General features: G+C 59.9%; 15 protein-coding genes. 2 read left to right on the top strand and 13 right to left on the bottom strand.

From position 1 onward, the window contains the following. Positions 1–5 precede the first annotated feature (5 nt). The 13 genes from trbG to NKH38_RS23845 all read right to left on the bottom strand — a co-directional run bounded on the left by trbG (position 6) and on the right by NKH38_RS23845 (position 15,381). The gene (gene trbG / locus NKH38_RS23905) at positions 6–1,034 is read right to left on the bottom strand and encodes a P-type conjugative transfer protein TrbG (RefSeq protein WP_031202932.1); all 1,029 of its coding nucleotides are present in this window, start codon (positions 1,032–1,034) and stop codon (positions 6–8) included. Beyond that, positions 1,024–1,755 (bottom strand): conjugal transfer protein TrbF, encoded by a 732-nt coding sequence (gene trbF, locus NKH38_RS23900; RefSeq protein WP_023685994.1) that lies wholly within the window; start codon positions 1,753–1,755, stop codon positions 1,024–1,026. The genes trbG and trbF overlap by 11 nt, the downstream gene beginning before the upstream one ends. Then, positions 1,756–3,075 carry a P-type conjugative transfer protein TrbL gene (gene trbL, locus NKH38_RS23895; RefSeq protein ID WP_352763760.1) on the bottom strand — a complete coding sequence of 440 codons (1,320 nt, stop codon included), beginning with the start codon at positions 3,073–3,075 and terminating at the stop codon, positions 1,756–1,758. A 36-nt stretch (positions 3,076–3,111) separates the two neighbouring features. After that, positions 3,112–3,837, bottom strand: a complete 726-nt coding sequence (gene trbJ, locus NKH38_RS23890; protein ID WP_023669263.1) for a P-type conjugative transfer protein TrbJ — start codon at positions 3,835–3,837, stop codon at positions 3,112–3,114. Continuing rightward, positions 3,834–6,284, bottom strand: a complete 2,451-nt coding sequence (gene trbE / locus NKH38_RS23885; protein ID WP_023689360.1) for a conjugal transfer protein TrbE — start codon at positions 6,282–6,284, stop codon at positions 3,834–3,836. Before trbE ends, trbJ begins: the two co-directional genes overlap by 4 nt. After that, the gene (locus NKH38_RS23880) at positions 6,278–6,550 is read right to left on the bottom strand and encodes a VirB3 family type IV secretion system protein (RefSeq protein WP_023689361.1); all 273 of its coding nucleotides are present in this window, start codon (positions 6,548–6,550) and stop codon (positions 6,278–6,280) included. The genes trbE and NKH38_RS23880 overlap by 7 nt, the downstream gene beginning before the upstream one ends. Next, positions 6,550–6,858, bottom strand: coding sequence for a TrbC/VirB2 family type IV secretion system protein (locus NKH38_RS23875; protein WP_023689362.1), 309 nt, complete (start codon positions 6,856–6,858; stop codon positions 6,550–6,552). Before NKH38_RS23875 ends, NKH38_RS23880 begins: the two co-directional genes overlap by 1 nt. Positions 6,859–6,869: 11 nt before the next feature. Continuing rightward, positions 6,870–7,838: a P-type conjugative transfer ATPase TrbB gene (gene trbB / locus NKH38_RS23870; protein WP_023689363.1), complete on the bottom strand. Its 969-nt coding sequence runs from the start codon at positions 7,836–7,838 to the stop codon at positions 6,870–6,872. Further along, a complete protein-coding gene (locus NKH38_RS23865) occupies positions 7,835–8,248 on the bottom strand; it encodes a hypothetical protein (protein WP_023729044.1) in 414 nt (137 codons plus the stop codon). Before NKH38_RS23865 ends, trbB begins: the two co-directional genes overlap by 4 nt. Before the next feature lie 120 nt (positions 8,249–8,368). Continuing rightward, entirely contained in the window at positions 8,369–10,399 is a 2,031-nt protein-coding gene (locus NKH38_RS23860) for a conjugal transfer protein TraG (protein WP_352538348.1), read from the bottom strand. A 382-nt stretch (positions 10,400–10,781) separates the two neighbouring features. Beyond that, the gene (locus NKH38_RS23855) at positions 10,782–11,867 is read right to left on the bottom strand and encodes an ImmA/IrrE family metallo-endopeptidase (RefSeq protein ID WP_352538347.1); all 1,086 of its coding nucleotides are present in this window, start codon (positions 11,865–11,867) and stop codon (positions 10,782–10,784) included. Position 11,868: 1 nt separating this feature from the next. Then, a complete protein-coding gene (locus NKH38_RS23850; RefSeq protein WP_084566807.1) occupies positions 11,869–12,522 on the bottom strand; it encodes a hypothetical protein in 654 nt (217 codons plus the stop codon). 963 nt (positions 12,523–13,485) lie between these two features. Next, entirely contained in the window at positions 13,486–15,381 is a 1,896-nt protein-coding gene (locus NKH38_RS23845; RefSeq protein WP_023689368.1) for an SIR2 family protein, read from the bottom strand. Positions 15,382–15,975: 594 nt separating this feature from the next. On the opposite strand from NKH38_RS23845, the gene yhhA reads away from it, so the two are divergent. Together yhhA and yhhB are read left to right on the top strand one after the other, a co-directional pair. After that, positions 15,976–16,170, top strand: a complete 195-nt coding sequence (yhhA, locus tag NKH38_RS23840) for a YhhA family cyclophane-containing RiPP (RefSeq protein WP_352538346.1) — start codon at positions 15,976–15,978, stop codon at positions 16,168–16,170. Beyond that, positions 16,167–18,308: a cyclophane-forming radical SAM/SPASM peptide maturase YhhB gene (gene yhhB / locus NKH38_RS23835; RefSeq protein WP_031202935.1), complete on the top strand. Its 2,142-nt coding sequence runs from the start codon at positions 16,167–16,169 to the stop codon at positions 18,306–18,308. Before yhhA ends, yhhB begins: the two co-directional genes overlap by 4 nt. Positions 18,309–18,314 lie beyond the last annotated feature (6 nt).

The raw sequence follows: 18,314 nt of genomic DNA, 5'->3' as shown, positions 1-18,314 counted from the left end.
TCCCCTCACCTGCCAAAACGCGAAAAGAGCGATATCCGCCGCGGCAGTTGCCGTCCGTCGGTCCTGGTGATGCGCACCACCTGGTGCTGCTTGGCGCCGAGACGGAGTTCAGCCGCGGCAAAGAGGCGCTCGACGATGTAGTAGTTGCCGCGCATCCGATAGTTGACGAGCTGGTTGTCCCCGTCAGCACCGACGATGAAGAGCGGTGGCGCCTCGCCCTGATCAATGCGCTTCGGGAACTCTATGTAGACCTTGCTGCCATCATCGAAGGCGCGCGTCGGTCTCCACGGCGGCGTGTCGCCGGTGATCGAATAGCGGAAGCGGATGTTTTCGAGTGCTACGTTCGAGGCCGCGGGCATTTCAGCCTCTGCCTGAGCGTTGCGCCGCCGAAGCGCCACGAGTTGGTCTTCGCTGTAAATCCAGGAGAGCGCCGCCATGGCAGTTTTCTCAGTGCTTTGAAGCTGCAGGTGATAGGATCGCCTGTCGGTCGTGATGACCAGATTGGTGGCAAGCCCCGGCGCGAATGGCTTCACCAGCACATGAGTGCGCTGGTCATCGCCTGAGCCACTAACGGTGTCACCGATCACCCAACGGACCGTATCGCCGGCTGAGACCGAGGTCAGCTTCTCGCCCCGCTGCAATGAGATATCGGTGACGCGCTCCGGCGCGGCGTAGAGCTGGTAGAGCGCGCCGTCGGCAAAGGGGTAAACCTGCACCGCATTGACATAGCCAAACTTGGTGGGTTGTTGCGTCGCCGCCTTGTTGGCATCGGCGACCTGTTCTTCCGGCGAGCGCTTATCTGGGGCGGGCTTGCCGGGTGCGGGCATCAACTGACCAGGCAACGGTAACGGTTTCGGCACTTCCACGACCTTGACCGGCTTCTCCGGCGCCTTCTCGATCGCGGCTGGTTTGAAGTCCTCGTGGTCATAGGAAATCTGAGGCGGCGGCACTGGCTTCGAGGCACAGGCCGAAAGAACCGCAACAGACGCCGACAGGATCAAGGCAGCACGAAGCAATGGGGCTCTATTTGTCATTGGCGGGCTCCTTAGGGGAAACGGGGGTTGGCGCGGCGCTGTCGAGCTCGCGCGACCAGTCGATGGCGTTGATGAAGACGCCGAGCGGGTTCTTGCGCAGCTGCTCGGTTGTCCTAGGCGGGCGGATGAGGATGGTGAGGATCCCGATCCAGCGCGTCGTGCTGGCGAGGCTGCCGCGCTCGAACACCTGCTCGGTCCATTTGACCTGGAACGAGCTGTCGGAAGCCCTGACCACGCTGGTCACCTGTACTGACACGCTGCGCGTGCCGATTTGGCCGAAAGGGTCGTTCGCCTTGGCATATTCGTTGAGGAAGAGCGCCGCTCGGTCGGTGGCAAAGTCGTAGGCCGACAGCCAATTCTGCCGCACCAGAACCGCATCGGTGGAAACCGAACGAACATTCTGGATGAAGCGGCTGAGATGCCAGGCGATCTGGGCATCGTCGGGCTGGTAGTTTTGGACTGCCGGCCCGACCGCGTGCGCCTCGCCAAAGCGGTCGACCTCGACGACATAAGGCACGACGCGGCCCTGCATCGACTGCCACAGAAGCCCACCGGAAAGCCCCGTCGTCAGAGCCAGGCAGCCAAAGGCCATGAAGCGCCAGTTCTTGGCCTGGACGCGCGCCGTGCCGATGCGCTCATCCCAGAGTTGGCTGGCCTTCTGGTAGGGTGTTACGGGTTCGGGCGTCTTTCCATAACGCTGAACGGGTCGCTTGAAGAGCATCTAGTCTTCCTTGTCATTGAGGGAGGGATTGGCGCCGCTTCCGCCCCGATCTCCATCGCGCACCGCCTGCGTGGCAGCATTGCGATGGGCGCGTGCGGTCTGTTCGGAACGCAGACGCCTTGCCCAGGCAGGCGCGGCCGCGGGAGCTACAACTGGAGAGCTTCCGCTCATCGAGCTGGTCGGCATGCCGCCGGTCATCCAGCCGGCATCGCGACCGGCGTCGGCACTACGGCGGAATGGTTCTGCTGCGGATCGCATTCCCCGCATCGCGGCGCCGCTAGCGGCACTCGCAACCCCCTGCAGCCCAGCAGCTACCCCGGACAGCCCGGACTCGGGCGATGTCGCGCGCCCCGTTTGCCAGGCGACGGTGGCAGCGGACCCCATGGCGGCGCCGGCACGGACTGCGGCGAGGCCGCCGCCTGTTGCCATGCGCGCGCCGGCAAACGCAGCGCCTCCGGCAACGAGCGTTGATCCAGCTGCGGCCGCCGTTGTTCCAAGTGCCGCGCCGGCGCCAAGCTGCGGCGCGCCGGAAACGAGACCCGAGGCAATCCCGGGGCCGAAAATGCCGAGCCCAAGCAGCGCCAGCGCACCCAGCACCTGAGACATGGCCGCCGCCAGGTCCGGCTCCTGGCCCTGCAGGGCGGAAGCGAACTCGCCAAAGAGCGTGGAGCCGATGCCGACGATGACGGCAAGCACCATCACCTTGATGCCCGACGAAATCACATTGCCGAGCACGCGCTCGGCCAGAAACGCCGAACGGTTCCAGAGCGCGAAGGGCACCAGGACGAAGCCGGCCAGCGTGGTGAGCTTGAACTCGAGGATGGTGATGAAGAGCTGGATGGAAAGAATGAAGAAGGCGATGAGGACCAGGAACCAGGCCAGAAGCAGCACGAAGATGGTGAGCGCGTTACCGAAGATCTCGGGGAAGCCTACTAGCTGGCTCGCTTGATTGAGGAGCGGCCAGGCGCCCTCGAAGCCGGCCGCGGCAATGCGGCCTGGCCGCAGGAGACTGTCGGCGGACAGGTTGCCGGCCGATGCGTTGATGCCGAGACCGGCAAAGGAGCGGTAAATTATGTCGGCGAGGTTCTTGAAATTGTTCAGGACGAAGGCGAAGGCGCCGACATAGAGCACTTTGCGAACAAGCCGGCCGAGAATGTTGGGCTCGCCGCCGAACGCCCAGACCAAGCCCGAGAGCGTGATGTCAATGCCGATCAGAATGGTGGTGAGAAAGGCGACGTCGCCCGAAAGCAGACCGAACCCACTGTCAATGTAGCGGGTAAAGGTCTCCATGAAGCGATCGATGACTCCGAGGTCGTTCATGTCGCCGCCTTCCTCGTTGTCTTGAAGAACTGCCGCTCAGTTGCCGGGATAAGCCGTGCCGGTGCCCAGGAAACGCTTCGTCGTCTCGCGAGCGGCTTCCTCAGACTGCGCTTTGCGCGCCGCATCCTCGGCTTCGGCCCGGAACTGGGTCGCAAGCAGCGTCTGGATCTGCATCTGCTGCTTGGTCGAAAGCGCGATCAGCTGATTGGTAGCCTGGCTTGCCTCGAGGGCACCTGCCGCGCCCTGACTGCGATTGACGAGATCGGTAAGCAGGTCGCCATCGGCCTGCACGTTCTCGACGATCTGCGACTGCGCGCTCATGGTCTGGCGGAACGCCTGCATGGCGCTCTGCCAGCGCTCGCGCGCGGCGCTCGCCACATCGCTGACCTTGATGGTGGCGTCGTAGCTTTCCGGATATTGCTGGCGCCACTGGTCCTGCAGCTTGTCGAGATCGAAGCTCAGGCCGCTCGCCTGGGTCATCAGACCGTCAATCCGTTGGAGCGAGCCGGTAAGCTGGCCCACGGAAGAGAAATCCAGGCGCTGAAGGTTGCGCGCCATGTTCTGCAGCATGGTCGCCTGGTTCTGAAGCGACTGGATTTGGTTGTTGATCTGCTCCAATGCGCGTGCTGCCGACAGCACATTCTGCGTATAGTTGGACGGGTCAAACACGATGAGCGCATAGGCCGGCTGGACGTAGTCAGCCATCGGTTTGGCAATCAGGGAAACGGTGACCAGGCTAGTAAAAAGGCGGCGTCCGATCATGACGATTGCTCCTTGTTAGGTTGAGGAAATTGCTGGAGAAGCTCGGCAGCCCAATCCAGGCCGCGCGCACTGAAGAAACGGGCGGCAAAGCTGCCCTGCCCTTCTTCGGAAAGAATATTGTCGATCAGGGTCTGCGCGGCCGGGTCGGAGGCGCCGCAAAGCGCAAGAGCGATCGGGCCTAGCCCGAGCTCGAAGAGGCGATTGCCGCGGCGCGACTGCAGATAGTAGTGGCGCTTCGGCGTGGCGCGGGCGACCAATTCGATCTGTCGCTCATTAAGACCGAAGCGCTCATAGGCTGCCCGTGCCTGCGGCTCCACCGCACGATCATTGGGGAGAAAAATGCGCTGCGGGCAGCTCTCGATGATTGCGGGTGCGATAGAAGAGCCGGCGATGTCGGCAAGCGACTGCGTCGCGAAGATGACGGAGACGTTTTTCTTACGCAGCACCTTAAGCCATTCGCGGATGCGGGCGGCAAAGAGCGGGTTGTCGAGATAGACCCAGGCCTCGTCGAGCATGAGCAGCGTCGGCCGCCCGTCAAACCGGTCCTCAAGACGATGGAACAGATAGGTGAGCACAGGCAGCACAGCGCCTTGGCTGTGCATCAGCTCCTGGGTTTCGAAACACTGCACATCCGAGATGGCCAGCCGGTCGTCATCGGCATCGAGCAGTCGGCCGAATGGTCCGTCGAGCGTGTAGGGCATCAATGCCGATTTGAGCGCATTGGACTGAAGCAGGACCGACAGGCCAGTCAGCGTGCGTTCCTGCGCCGGCGCGGTGGCGAGGCTGGTGAGCGCCGACCAGATTGCCTCCTTCACCTCCGGGGTGACGGTGACATTCTCGTGGGCAATGAGGCCGGCGATCCATTCGGCCGCCCAGCTCTGTGTGGCCGGGTCGTCGATGTGGCGCAGCGGCTGGAAACCAAGCGCACCATTCGCACCCAACGCATGGTGGTCGCCGCCCATGGCAAGCGCGGCGGCGCGGGCCGAATTGCCTTTGTCGAAGACATAGATTTGCGCGCCAGCGTAGCGCCGGAACTGCAAAGCGATCAGGGCAAGCAGAACCGACTTGCCGGCACCGGTCGGCCCGACAATCAGCATGTGGCCGACATCGCCGATATGGGTCGAAAGCCGAAACGGCGTCGAGCCGCTGGTTTCGGCGAAAAGAAGCGGCGGAGCGTGATCGCCGGTGACCTCGGCAAGGTGCTCGTTCTCCGCTGGACCTGCCCACACGGACGACAGCGGCACGAGATGGGCAAGGTTAAGCGTGTGAACGAGCGGCTGGCGAACGTTGGCGTAGACATGACCCGGCAATGAACCAAGCCACGCTTCGACGGCATTGATGCTTTCGCGAATGGTGGTGAAGCCGAGCCCGTTGACGATCCGCTCGACGGCGCGAAGCTTTTCCGCGGCGGCTTTACGGTTCTGATCCCACACCGTCACCGTTGTGGTGAGATAGCCGAAGCCGACATGATCGCCGCCCAATGCCTGCAGTGCTGCATCGGCATCGAGCGCCTTGTTGTCGGCGTCGCTGTCGACGAGAGGCACAGGTTCGTTGGTCACCACCTCGCGCAGAATAGCCGCGATCGATTTGCGCTTGGCAAACCACTGCCGGCGGAGCCGAGTCAGCGTCTTCGTGGCTTCCGCCTTGTCGAGTGGAATGAAGCGCGTCACCCAGCGATAGGCGAAATCCTGGTTATTGAGCGCATCAAGGATTCCTGGCCGGGTGACGTTCGGAAAACCGAGGATTGTGAGCGTGCGCAGATGCTGGTCACCCAGCATCGGCTCTAGGCCGCCGGTCAGCGGCGCGTCAACCAGGACGCCGTCGAGATACATTGGCGTTTCCGGCACGGCGACCGGATGACGGCGTGTCGAGATCGTGCCGTGCAGGTACGTCAGGGTCTCGGCATCGTCGAGCGCGCGCACCTCGGGCACGAAGCCCGAAAGAAGATCGAGAACACGGTCAGTCTCGTCTCGGAACCGGGCAAGCTCCTGGCGCCAGTCTCTTTCCCCTCCCAAGTCATGCGAGTCGACGAGAGCACTTTCCGCGCGCGCTTGGCCATCGGGCCCAGGCATGAAGACCAAGGTCAGATGATAGATGCTCTCGAAATGCGCGACCTTGCCCTCGAAGGCCGCGCGCCGTTCCTCATCGATCAGCCATGAGGCAGCATCGGGAAGCGCCGAGCTCGGATAGCCCAGCGCTTCGCTGCGCTCGGCCTCGAAGAATAATGCCCAGCCGGAGCCGAGCCTTTTCAGCGCATTGTTTGCCCGCGCGCATATGCCGATAAGTTCGGCCTCCGTCGCGCTTTCAAGGTCGGGGCCACGAAACCGCAATGTCCGCTGGGAGCTGCCATCCTTGTTGAGCACGATGCCGGGCGCGACGAGTGCTGCCCACGGCAGATGGTCGGCAAGCCGGTCGGCTTTGCCGCGGTATTCGGAAAGCTTCAGCATGCAAGCCAGCCCTTTTGACGAAGATGACGGACAAGCACGCTGGCAAAATCCGGATCACGCCGTGCGGCAAAGACCGCGAGCGTGTGGCCGGCGATCCAGAGGATCAGACCGGCAATCCACTGCTGCAGGCCTAGGCCGATGGCCGCGGCCACCGTGCCATTGAGGATCGCCACCGCTCGCGGCGCGCCGCCGAGCAGGATCGGCTCGGTGAGCGCCCGATGGACCAGAACCTCGAAGCCTTCGATATGCTGCTCTCCGGTGCTCATCAGACGACTGCCCCGCCGCCAAAGGAGAAGAAGGAAAGAAAGAAGCTCGAGGCCGCGAAGGCGATCGACAGGCCGAAGACGATCTGGATCAGCCGGCGGAAACCGCCCGCCGTGTCGCCGAAGGCAAGGGTCAGGCCGGTGGTGATGATGATGATCACCGCGATGATTTTGGCGACCGGCCCCTGCACCGATTCCAGAATCTGCTGCAGCGGCTGTTCCCACGGCATGCCGGAGCCGGCAGCGTGGGCCTGGGCCGTGAGAAGAAGCGCGACGGCGGCGAACGAAAGAAAGCGAAGCTTCTTGCGCATGAGGTAACCTTTCAGAGCTGCTGGAGTTGCGGAAGTGTGAGCGGGGTGACGGCGTAATCGCCGCTGCCGTCGAGACCCGTGACCTCGGCGATCGCGTCAACGCGGCGCGCGGGTCCTCTTCCGGCAATAAAGATGACCAAGTCGACGGCATCGGCGATCAGCCGGCGGGGAACGGTGACAACGGCTTCCTGGGCGAGCTGCTCAATACGATAGAGTGCGGAGCGTGCCGAATTGGCGTGAACCGTGGCAATGCCGCCGGGATGTCCGGTGTTCCATGCCTTCAGCATATCGAGCGCTTCCGCGCCTCTGACTTCGCCGACGATGATGCGGTCGGGCCTCAGCCGTAAGGTCGAGCGTACGAGATCGGCGAGTGTGATGGAGCCCCGCCTCGTCCTCATGGCAACGCAGTCCTTGGCCGCGCATTGCAGCTCGCGGGTGTCCTCAATCAGGATCACCCGCTCATCGCATTCGGCGACTTCTGCCAGTAGAGCATTGGTAAGTGTCGTTTTGCCCGACGATGTGCCGCCGGCGACCAGGATGTTGCGCCGCTCGCGCACTGCCTTCCTCAGGGCATCAGCCTGCAGCGGGAGCATGACGCGATCGGCGACGTAGTTGGCCAGCGTGTAGAGTTTTGCCGCCGGTTTGCGGATGGCGAAGCATGGCGCCAGCACGACCGGCGGTAGCAGACCCTCGAAGCGCTCGCCTGATGGCAATTCGGCACTGACAATCGGACTATCTGCATGCGCCTCGGCGCGTACATGGGAGGCGACGAGCCGGATGATGCGTTCCGCCTCGGAAGGATGCATATGCACGCCTGTATCGACCCGGCCTTCTCCCAACCGGTCGAGCCTCAGCGTGCCGTCGGGATTGACCATCACCTCGATAACGGTCGAATCGGAAAGGGCCTCGGTGATCGCGGCGCCCATGGCTGTGCGCAGCATGGCTCGGCGGCGGTGGTCCGCTGCGGGATGAGAGTTCATCCTTCGCCTCCGTTGCCATTGCCGTAACCAAGCGAGCGCTTCCCGGAGGCTATCTGGCGACCGACCTGCTCGACGAATTTGTCAAAGCGCTCTTGGGCGATCGCCTGTGTCGCCCGATCCGGAATTGGCGTGTGGGCATGAAGCGTGATTGAAAAGCGGATTAAGAGCGCCAGGCTCTCCAGAGTTATTTCGGCGTCGCGCCTGACATGGTCGAGATCGCGGGAAAGACGGTCCAGCCGCTTGCCGTAGCGCTGGTCGAGCTCGTTTTCACCACGCCGTTCGATGAAGGCCTCGACCGCTTTCGCGACGATTGCCGATTTCGTGGTCGACGGGTTGCGGCTGAGCGTTTCCAGCTTCTCGCTTAACGCGGGTTCGAGCAGAAACTGGTGGCGAATGCGATGGGGCTTCATACGTCTCGTTCCGACTGGCCGGCGCTGATGCGCCGGCGGTGCGAACGAACATCGCCGAAATCCGCAAAATCGCTTATGGGCGTTATCTACGCCGAGATACGCCTCAGTTGCGGAAAGCGTTCAGAAGCCGGGGATGATGTCCTTGTCGTCGCCCCTTCCCTCGTTGAGGCCGTAGGCGCTGGCGGCGGTGGAAACCCGGTCCAGGACGCGCTTGTCTGCGAGTGCCTCGGCGTCATCGTCCGCCAGATTGAAGAGGTCGTCTTGATCAGGCTCCCGAGAGACGACGACGTGTTCTTCAGGCAGGCCGGGATGACGCTGCTGTTGCACGCCGCTCCCTTCTTCGATTGCCGCGCCGGCGTGTTCGTCATCGGCAGCGAGACGGCGGTCAACACTGCGGACTTGTCCGCTCCAATCGTCGGGGCGCGACGCAGGACAGTCCGCGTACAGACCGTCGCGCAACACCGGCGCCGGCAGCACCCGTTCGGTGAAATTCGGATCCTGGTAATAGCGCAACTTCTGGGCGCGGATCGGCGGCAACCCGGAAACAAGGATTAATTCGTCAGCTTGCGGCAACTGCATCACTTCGCCAGGCGTCAGCAGCGGGCGAGCGGTCTCCTGGCGACTGACCATGACGTGCGAAAGCCAGGGCGCCAGCCGGTGGCCGGCGTAGTTGCGCATGGACCTGAGTTCCGTCGCCGTACCGAGCGCATCCGATATGCGTTTGGCCGTGCGCTCGTCGTTGGAGGAAAAGGCAATGCGCACATGGCAATTGTCGAGAATGGCGTTGTTCTCGCCATAGGCTTTGGAGATCTGGTTCAAGGATTGCGCGATCAGATAGGCGCGGATGCCGTAACCCGCCATGAAGGCGAGCGCGGTCTCGAAGAAGTCGAGGCGACCAAGAGCCGGAAATTCGTCCAGCATCATGAGCAGTTGGTACTTGCGGCTTTTCTTCGGGTCACCTTCCAGCCGCTCCGTCAGTCGCCTGCCGATCTGATTGAGCACCAGTCGCACCAGTGGCTTGGTGCGCGAAATATCCGATGGCGGCACCACTAGATAGAGCGACATCGGTCGTTCCGCATCCATGAGGTCGGCAATGCGCCAGTCGCAGGCCGATGTTGCCGAGGCAACCGTCGGATCACGATAGAGCCCGAGAAACGACATTGCGGTCGAGAGAACGCCAGAACGCTCGTTCTCTGACTTGTTCAGCACCTCGCGAGCCGCCGAGGCCACGACGGGATGGACCCGAGGTGTGTCCGCCGTGCCGAGGTGGTTGGTGGTCATCATCCGCAGCAGTGTCGCGGCAAATGAGCGTTGCGGATCCGACAGGAAAGTGGCGACGCGCGCGAGCGTCTTTTCTTCTTCCGCGTAGAGCACGTGCAAGATGGCCCCGACCAAGAGTGAATGACTAGTCTTCTCCCAATGATTCCGCCGCTCCAGCGCGCCTTCCGGATCGACGAGAATGTCCGCGATGTTCTGAACGTCGCGGACCTCATCTGAACCCCTGCGCACTTCCAGCAGCGGGTTATAGCGCGCCGATCTCGAGTCGGTCGGATTGAACAGGAGGCAGAAAGAGAACTTCGACCGCCAGCCGGAAGTCAGCTGCCAGTTCTCGCCTTTGATGTCGTGAATGACGGCCGAGCCGGTCCAGGAAAGAAGCGTTGGAACGACCAATCCCACGCCCTTGCCCGAACGTGTCGGCGCAAAGGCCATGACATGTTCCGGCCCGTCATGTCGCAGATAGTGATCCTTCAGTTTGCCGAGGAAAACGCCGGCCGGCTCAAACAGGCCTGCCTTCTCGATTTCCCGAGCCGCGGCCCATCGTGAGGAACCGTAGGTGGTGACCAACCCCCTCTGCCGCGCGCGCCAGAGGGAGCCAGCTATTGCGGCCGCACACCCCAAGAATCCGCTGGCTCCGGCAAGCATGCCGGCCTTGTCGAAGACCTCAGGCGCATAGGCGTCGAAGTGAAACCACCATTCGAACAGTTTCCACGGCTTGTAGATCGGCCGGGCCGCCGCGGCAAACCATGGCGCGCCAAGCTGCGGCTGATATTCCAGCATGTGGGCGCACCATTGCGTTGCCGCCCATACGCCAACGATGACGATGGCGAACACAACTACGATCTGGCCGACAAGGAGCTTCGTCGGTGTCACGGGCACAGCCTCCACTGTTTGGTCGTAGATGGAAGCAGCATAACGTGACGTTTCAGAATATCGAAGATACCCAATATACGCGCCCGTGCGATGCAGTGAACGTTGCAGGCTTGGAAGACTGGGGCGCCAAGAAGTGTCATCGCGAAGGGCGACGAGCGAATGACTTGTATGGGGCCGGAAACGGACTGGCAGGTTTGAAGTGTCTATTCGGGACTAGCTACCGTTCAGCATCCGACCTCAATGTCGAACGTCTGGGGACAAATTTCGCCATACTCAAAGCCGTTCGAACTGCGGCTGGAAGTTAACTTCCATCGCGCCGGGCGCGTACGATTTGCGTTCCGCACAGTAGATGGTGACCAAAATAATCGTGGTCCACCTTGGATTACTTCACCAGCCTTAGCTGGCCACGAGGAGGCGTAATTGGTTCTCTCCGCGGGGCCGACGGCACACCAACGGTCACGAGACCAAACAACAGTTTCGCTAGCTCCGCCTCAGGCAACGAAAGAAGCTGGGACAACCCGACTAATCCCAACTGTTCATCCCGGCGAACCTCGCTTAGCACCTTCTGCCAGATCTGGGATTGCTCGCGTCGAATTGGCGAAGGCTCTGCAGTCCGCCAGCCCCGCCTAGAGATCTCGACGAAAATCTGCTGGTAATTCCATTTGGTAAGGAGGCCGATCTCGTGCAGTCGGTAAGCCATAGCAGCAACCGATACTGACCACTCTTGCTTCAATTGCACGACTTTTGGAAGCCCGGAAACTCGCCCCACAGCCCGGAGCGGCGCCTCTGGCATCAAGAAGGCTGCGGCAAACTCATTAGCCTGCTTCTCAGCCTCCAGGCCATTTGGCGAAGCATGCTTGTGCAACACGAGGTGCCCGAGCTCATGCGCCGCGTCGAATCGGCTTCGTTCTGCCGATTTTTGGGTGTTTAAAAACACATAAGGCCGCGCCCCCCGCCACAGCGAGTACGCATCGACCTCTTTGCCATCTTCCCCAAGGGAGAAGACTCTAACACCTTTCAGCTCTAGCAAATGAACCGTGTTCTTAATGGGTCTGTTGCCCAAGCCCCAATAGTCTCGCAGCCCGGCTGCCGCAGTCTGAGGTAACTCTTCTCGCATGTCCGGTAGGTCAGCGTCCGGCAGGTCAAACTCTCCGTCCAGCCAGTCCGAAAGAAGGAAGGCTACAGCGCCAGCGGCGATCGCACCGTCTCGCTGCCGAGCCGTCATCTTGCTCATAGAGCGAAAGCTCACACCTTCCACCAGTGGAATGTCCAGGTCGTCAGCCATGAAGAATTCGAGAGGGAAGCCGAGTACCCGCGCGAATTTCCGAGCTACGTCATCGCTAGGCAGGTATTCCCCAGCCTCATAACCGGTCACAGTACGAGGTTCGATACCAACTCTGGACGCAAGTTCTCGCATCGTCAGCCCGGCGCGCTGACGAGCTACTTTCAGCCGCGATTTGTTGAACATTCTATGCGGCCTTGCGCTTCACCGGCACGTCGATATCGGGCGTGTTATCTATCTTCTGCGGCACGCCGCCGTCCACACCAGGTATGGGGATGAAAATGCGTTCAGCCCAATCTGTCACCATTTGGTCGTCGAAGTCTGACGGCAAGGACAGCTCGGCCCGGCATTGTTCATCATCAATGTTTATTAGCAGCATATAAGTCTTGTAGTTAAGGACCGTCACAGCCCGGAGCAGATCAGCTTTCACTGTATCGGGAAAGAGATCGCCCTCCACACTGTTCTTCAAGACGGCCGCCTCCGTAAAGAGACCCTTGAGTGACTTTGTTCTTGGTATGCCAGGCCATCTGCAAGTGAGGTGGTCGGCACTTGCTACGACAATGTTGATCTTACTCGAATCGTTGATCACCAACGAGTAGTTGCTCGGATCGTCCTTGCGCCAACCAAGCGGCACCAACTCATCTCGCAGAGTGCGCACTACCATTCTCCAGGCTTCGGTACCGGGTATGAACGGCGGGTCATTGTCAGTGCAATTCAACCGGGCCAAGTGCCCAGCCTGTACAGCCTTGATCAAGGCCTCAACAGAGATGCCCAGTTCCATTAGACGGCGGCGAGCGTCAAAAGGATGCTGGTAGAGTGAGGCGCTTGCTACAGTGCTCATTGACCGATCCAACTTCATTTTTTTCACCTTCTAGCAGGTAAAGAAAATGAAGTCCAGTGGGGCGGCAGTGTTTTAAAAGCAGTCCCGATGCCGATGGAGAAACGGCGCCGCGGGCTTTCCGCGAGCGACCGACGGCTTTCGAACATGAGAGCTCGCCGGCTGCCGTAAGTGCAGGGTGCCTAGGACTGAAGGAGAAATGGGAAGCGCGTCATCCGATCACGCTTGTAGAAGCTTTCGCCTTTCTCGACGTGTGTGAGCGAGTTCCTATTTCGGAAACAGGCCCGCGCGCCCTGCGGCCGCTTGCCGGTGAAATGCGTTACATGGGGTTGCCCCTCCGACAGCGCTGGAACATCGACATTTTCCAGAGTGATCAACTAAAGGTTGGCCAGCATTTCCGAGAACGCCTTGAATGCGCGATCCTTCAAGGGTGTGCTTGCGATCGCACTATCGCTCGTAACGCGCCTGTCCCACGTCGCTATGACCTCAGCCTTGAATTTGCCAGGACGAAGCAATAGGTCACGCAACTCTGTGCTTGGCCCGCGAGGCGCGACGAACGAGCATCTTCGAGGAGGAGGTGAATGCGCCGGAAGATGATCTTGCCAGCGTCCTCACACGCCGTGGGCGTCGAAAGCGGGACTTCATAGTGTTTTGCATTGGTAATTGTCCCACACGCCTTGGCAGCCGGCGGGATGAGCACAACCCGATGACATCGCGTCCCTGGTCACCCGATCGACCAAGTCGCTTGACGGACGTATAGCCGCTCAGACCTTTCTGCCATTCCGAGATGAAAATCTCCCATTCGGTGGCATCATAAGCGCGCACGAGCTTCACAATAGGCGCTAGATTCGCGTCTTCCTCCGCCACCACTGTTTCTAGCGGCCTCTTTCCAACCCTAAAGCCTATTCCGCGCCAGATTGAACAGTTCGCCATGGTGTGGGCACCGTCGCGAACTGACTGACGCGGTTATTTTTCAAGCTCGGCGCGGATGCGACGCAATTCTCCTTCGATCAGAACCGCGGCATCGGCGTCTTTGAGAACTAAGTAGAGTTTCTCCGCCTCTTCGTAAGCCCACATGGCAGCCTGAAGTGCCTCGCCTTCATCTATATCCCGAAGGCCACCGAGATAAAGTCTGGCAGATTCCTGATATAGATCTGCGGCACGACGGTAACTGTCCTTCGCCTCGTCCGGCGCGTCGTGTTGGATCAATTCGGCCAACCCACGGAATGCCACAGCCAGATTCCTCACGACACCCGCGGACCAGGATTCAGGAGCGACTGCCCGCTGCGAAACGTCCTCCAGGATATCTATCGCTCTGTGATAATCGGCCTCCGACTTGCTTTGCCGGGCACGCATGCACAGCAGGATCCCCAGCCTCTCTTCGGCCGCCAATTTTTGACGCGATTGTGAGCCTCCGGTCAAAACCGTGAGCGCTCTGTCCAGAATTTCGATAGCGGCGGTGAGGTCATTAACCGCTGCACCTTCGTCTCCCTGCTCAGCAACCGACTCCGCAAACCCCAAGGCAGATTCAATCCAGTCCGATCGCGAAAGTGTTGGATTAATCTCCTCTGTCGCAGCGCGGAATGTTTCCATGGCCCGGCGGAAGGCTTCTTTCGACTGGACCCCATTTTGATTCCCAGGAGCTTCTGCAAGATCAAAGAGGGTCTGTGCCAAGATTGTACGTGCCTTGCCGTCATCGGCCCCGCCAGCTTCGAAGAATGCCGCCCAAGCCTTCACACTCGCTGCCAACAGGTCAGATGCCTTTGCGGTGCTGCCTAAGCGGCCAAGACTGATCGCACGTAATCTGGCAGCATCGGGGTCGCTCGATGCCATAGCTTCCGTCACACCTAGTACAACGCTGCTATCCCGTCCGCCGAGGCTGTCAATCGTTGCCTGTTCGAGGATCATGTCCTCAGCGCTTGGAGCTGACGCGCTACGCAGACGCCCGATCCCAAGGCCGAAGTCGCGTTTGAGACGTGCAATGACCGGATCTGTCGGATCAGCGATAAGTTTTTTTCGGCTGTCGAGCACAGCTAGCGGGTCGGTCATCCAACCAGGCGCGCCAAATCCAAGACCTCGGACCAGCTGTGCAAAGAACTTGTCAGCGTCCTGATTCAGAATCGCGAACTTGTTTCGGCCTGCCAACATTTTCCTCACGCGGGGATTCAACGCTTCAATTGAATCCTCAAACAGGACCCAAAACACCATCAGATTGGGTATCGCTGCGCAGGCTCGTTCGAGGAGGGTGACAACACCGCCCTCCTCGCTGCCTGAATAACCAACCACAACCAATAGCTCAGCGTCTTTCAGGCCAAACATTGTTCCCTGCATGGACAGGTCGTCTTGAGTAGCGAACGTATCCCCCACGCTATTTCTAAGCTCATAGGTATACATCGATCCGTGCAGATGGACGACTTGGGGATGGTCTGGGAGTGAGGCAACACGGCTCAGTGCCGACAGACCATCAGCCACCACAGGTATCATCCCCGCCAAGATGATACCCTGGAGTACGAGCTGATCAAAGTTGGTGGTCAGGACCGTGTGCGCATAGTGGCAACGCACCAGCTCACCAAGGCAAATGTGAGCCCAATTCACCTTGCCATCACTGCGATCGATCGCTGCCTTGATGATTGCACGCTGTTTGTTATCTGATCGAAAAAATTGCTCGAACAGATAGCCGTATAGCCGTCCCCAATTGGGGTCTCCCACATCAAAGTTGGGTAACAGCCTAGCTATATCCGTAAGATATTCTCGCTCATCGAGCCAAATCAGAGCGCGTGACGGGTCCAGCGTCTCCGTTTCAGGCGCACTCTGAAGTTTCGCCAACTCGCGCGTCAGATCCTTCGCTATTTCGCTGGCCATGGGTATGCCCGCAGATCGCGAACATCCGGCGCCTATCAAAAAGACCGCTCCCGTGCAGCGCTGTCCGTCTCCCCACTCGCATCCTGATTTTGCGATCTTGAGCTGAATACTCAGCTCTCTGACGCTGACGGGAACGGGGCCGTCGAGTGGTGCAGACACCGAATCCATCCTTGGTATCACCTAGGTTGACCGCCAATATTGAATACACTTGAGTTGTACAAAAAATTTCGACGATGTCTCTAATGCATTGGAAAAAACTTAAGCGGACCAGCTAAGATCGCAGCATGTGAAGCAAGGTTTATCTTTTACGAAGTTATCGCCGGATATGTATGTCGATAGCCAAAAAGAAACTAGCGATGATTTTTTGACACAATTTACAGGACAATCCCAACGAAAGCGCTCGCCTAGGACGCTTTCGGTCATCCTGCCCCGCTAGATCGCCAACATTATTGGATTTTTTATTGAGAGGGTCGATTTCAATACATTTCTTGGCTCGCGGATTCGAACCAATGGGCCCCAGAAGCCAAATTGGAATCTAGTAGCGTATGTGCTTTCGCATGCTATAATCGGGTGGTCAAAAATCTGGAGCTACAAATGCCAAATCCAAATCAGCAACAGGCGTCCACCCCTTCAGCCGTGCCGAATCGTGACGTACGTACGGCGCTTTTGAAGGGCCGTCTGGCCAACCCCGCCCTGCAACGACTGCAGGGGCGCGTCTTGTCCCAGGCTGAACCAAGCGACGTCATCACAAGCTATGATAGGATGCATCATCGCCATAGCCGGTCATGACAGTTAGCGAGGCGCCACCCCGGATTACCTCGTTCCTGGTTAAGGTCGCCTCGCGCTGCAACCTCGACTGCGACTATTGCTACGTATACCACCATGCGGATCAGTCTTGGCGCTCGATGCCGAAGCTGCTTTCGGCTGGCGATCGTAGCGCTTTTGTAGAAAGGCTTGCGACTTACTTGGCTGAAGAATCGATCAAACGCTGCACGGTCATCTTCCACGGCGGCGAGCCTTTGCTAGCCGGCGTCGAGACAATCGTAGCCTTCGCGGGCCAGATCCGTGCCGCGACCCCATCTGCGGTCGATATCGGGCTGCAGACAAACGGCCTCTTATTGACCGAAGCGGCACTTGAAGCGTTTGAGGCCGCCGATATCAGCATTTCGCTCAGCCTAGATGGGCCGAAATACGCCAACGACAAGCATCGGAATTCAAAGAGGGGCCGTTCAAGTTTCGAGCGGGTCCAAGATGCGCTGGTGCGTCTCAAAAGCCATCCCAAGATCTTTGCAGGCGTCATCGCCGTCGTTGATCCAACAACGCCCGCGGACGACCTGCTTGCGTTTTTCGCCTCGCATGCGGTTCCCAAGCTGGATTTTCTGTTGCCGGATGCACACCATTTGCGTCAGCCGGTTGGCCGCAGCGAACGACCTGATTTGTATGAAGCCTGGCTTTGCCATGCCTTTGATGTCTGGCTTGATCGCTACCCGCACCTGTCCGTGCGAACGTTCGAGGCGCTGCTTGACGCGGTCGCGGGTCTGCCGTCCACCACCGACGCTTTTGGCCTTGGCGACGTAAGCCTCATCGGCATCGAGACCGATGGCAGTTACCACGACCTGGATGTGTTGAAGGTTACGAAGGACGGTGCGACGAAAATCGGCGGGACCGTTGCTGACACTGAGATTTCATCAATTGCTTCATCCGATCACTTGGCCGTGCACAGACAGTTGCTCAGCAAGCCGGGTCTCAGCGTGACTTGTCAAGAATGTGCGATCGTCGACATTTGCGGTGGCGGCTCGCTACCTCACCGCTACGGCGCGAACGGCTTCGACAACCCAACCGTCTATTGCGGGGAAATGACCGCACTTGTCGCCCATATCAAGGGGCGACTCCAAGGTCTGTTGGAGGGCGGAGCGCGACCGGTCGAGACGCTACCGGACACCTTCCGGTTTGAACACTACGAAGCGGCCGAGCTTGGCGGTGCGGAGATGGAACTCCTGTGCGAAGCAGCGCGCAATGCTCTGAGAAGTGAGTTTCTGGAAGCCGCCAGCTTTTTGCCTGCCGAAGAATTTCAAAAGGTCGCCGATCTCGGCGAAACCGAGCCGGAGCGAATGGCCGAGCTTTGCCAGCAGCCAGGAGCGGTTGCCTGGCAAAGGACGCTTGCCTCGCAGAATTTGGGGCGGCTGGTGCATACGGTCGACGGACAACCGTTGTCGGCCGACCCGGCTTACCTTGACGACTTGCTAGGCCGGTCCGAAGGCGACATGACGTCCTTGGCCGTCGCCAGCGAGGATTTTTGGCTGCGCAAACCGTTCGGCGATGCCATCTATTTCGAATCAGAGGCTTTTGCTACGCAGGCACGGTCGGTCGTCGAGGAGGCGTTGCGGATTATCGAAACGTGGCGCCCAGCTTTGGCAAACGAGATACGCATGGCCTGTCGCGCCGTGCAATTCGTTCGCGACCCGTTGGCCCACCCTGAGAAGATCGTGTCTTTCAGTGACAACACCGTACCTGGGGCGCTTTATGTGTCTGTATGGCAAGGCGAGCGGTTGATTGATCCCTATGATCTGGCCGATTCCTTGATTCACGAGCATCGCCACCAGAAGCTATACCTGCTCGAACGCATCTCGCCCACAGTCGAACCGACCGACATGCGCGTGGTTTCTCCCTGGCGGGAAGATTTGCGGCCACCTTCCGGACTGCTGCATGCAGTCTTTGTGTTTGTGGAACTGCGCCGATTTTGGCAGTTCGTGCGGCACAATGGGCCGTCGCGCCTGCACAATCGCGCGGTCAACCAGATCAGGGACACCGACGAGCACCTTGCAGAGGCGTTTGCGACGCTTTTGAGCTGCCCGCTTACCAAGACAGGCCGCTCTTTGACCGAAGTCCTCAAGAAAGCCTCGGAGTCGGTGCTAGAAGCGGCGTGAGAACAT

This window comes from Mesorhizobium sp. M1078 (genome assembly GCF_040318615.1).
Lineage (GTDB): Bacteria > Pseudomonadota > Alphaproteobacteria > Rhizobiales > Rhizobiaceae > Mesorhizobium.
The sequence above is the reverse complement of the archived record's forward strand: the minus strand, read 5'-3'. Positions and strand labels throughout refer to the sequence as shown.

Coding starts and splice junctions, on each gene's coding strand:
- trbG (WP_031202932.1), bottom strand. CDS start 1,034: ATGACAAATAGAGCCCCATTGCTTCGTGCTGCCTTGATCCTGTCGGCG.
- trbF (WP_023685994.1), bottom strand. CDS start 1,755: ATGCTCTTCAAGCGACCCGTTCAGCGTTATGGAAAGACGCCCGAACCC.
- trbL (WP_352763760.1), bottom strand. CDS start 3,075: ATGAACGACCTCGGAGTCATCGATCGCTTCATGGAGACCTTTACCCGC.
- trbJ (WP_023669263.1), bottom strand. CDS start 3,837: ATGATCGGACGCCGCCTTTTTACTAGCCTGGTCACCGTTTCCCTGATT.
- trbE (WP_023689360.1), bottom strand. CDS start 6,284: ATGCTGAAGCTTTCCGAATACCGCGGCAAAGCCGACCGGCTTGCCGAC.
- NKH38_RS23880 (WP_023689361.1), bottom strand. CDS start 6,550: ATGAGCACCGGAGAGCAGCATATCGAAGGCTTCGAGGTTCTGGTCCAT.
- NKH38_RS23875 (WP_023689362.1), bottom strand. CDS start 6,858: ATGCGCAAGAAGCTTCGCTTTCTTTCGTTCGCCGCCGTCGCGCTTCTT.
- trbB (WP_023689363.1), bottom strand. CDS start 7,838: ATGAACTCTCATCCCGCAGCGGACCACCGCCGCCGAGCCATGCTGCGC.
- NKH38_RS23865 (WP_023729044.1), bottom strand. CDS start 8,248: ATGAAGCCCCATCGCATTCGCCACCAGTTTCTGCTCGAACCCGCGTTA.
- NKH38_RS23855 (WP_352538347.1), bottom strand. CDS start 11,867: ATGTTCAACAAATCGCGGCTGAAAGTAGCTCGTCAGCGCGCCGGGCTG.
- NKH38_RS23850 (WP_084566807.1), bottom strand. CDS start 12,522: ATGAGCACTGTAGCAAGCGCCTCACTCTACCAGCATCCTTTTGACGCT.
- NKH38_RS23845 (WP_023689368.1), bottom strand. CDS start 15,381: ATGGCCAGCGAAATAGCGAAGGATCTGACGCGCGAGTTGGCGAAACTT.
- yhhA (WP_352538346.1), top strand. CDS start 15,976: ATGCCAAATCCAAATCAGCAACAGGCGTCCACCCCTTCAGCCGTGCCG.
- yhhB (WP_031202935.1), top strand. CDS start 16,167: ATGACAGTTAGCGAGGCGCCACCCCGGATTACCTCGTTCCTGGTTAAG.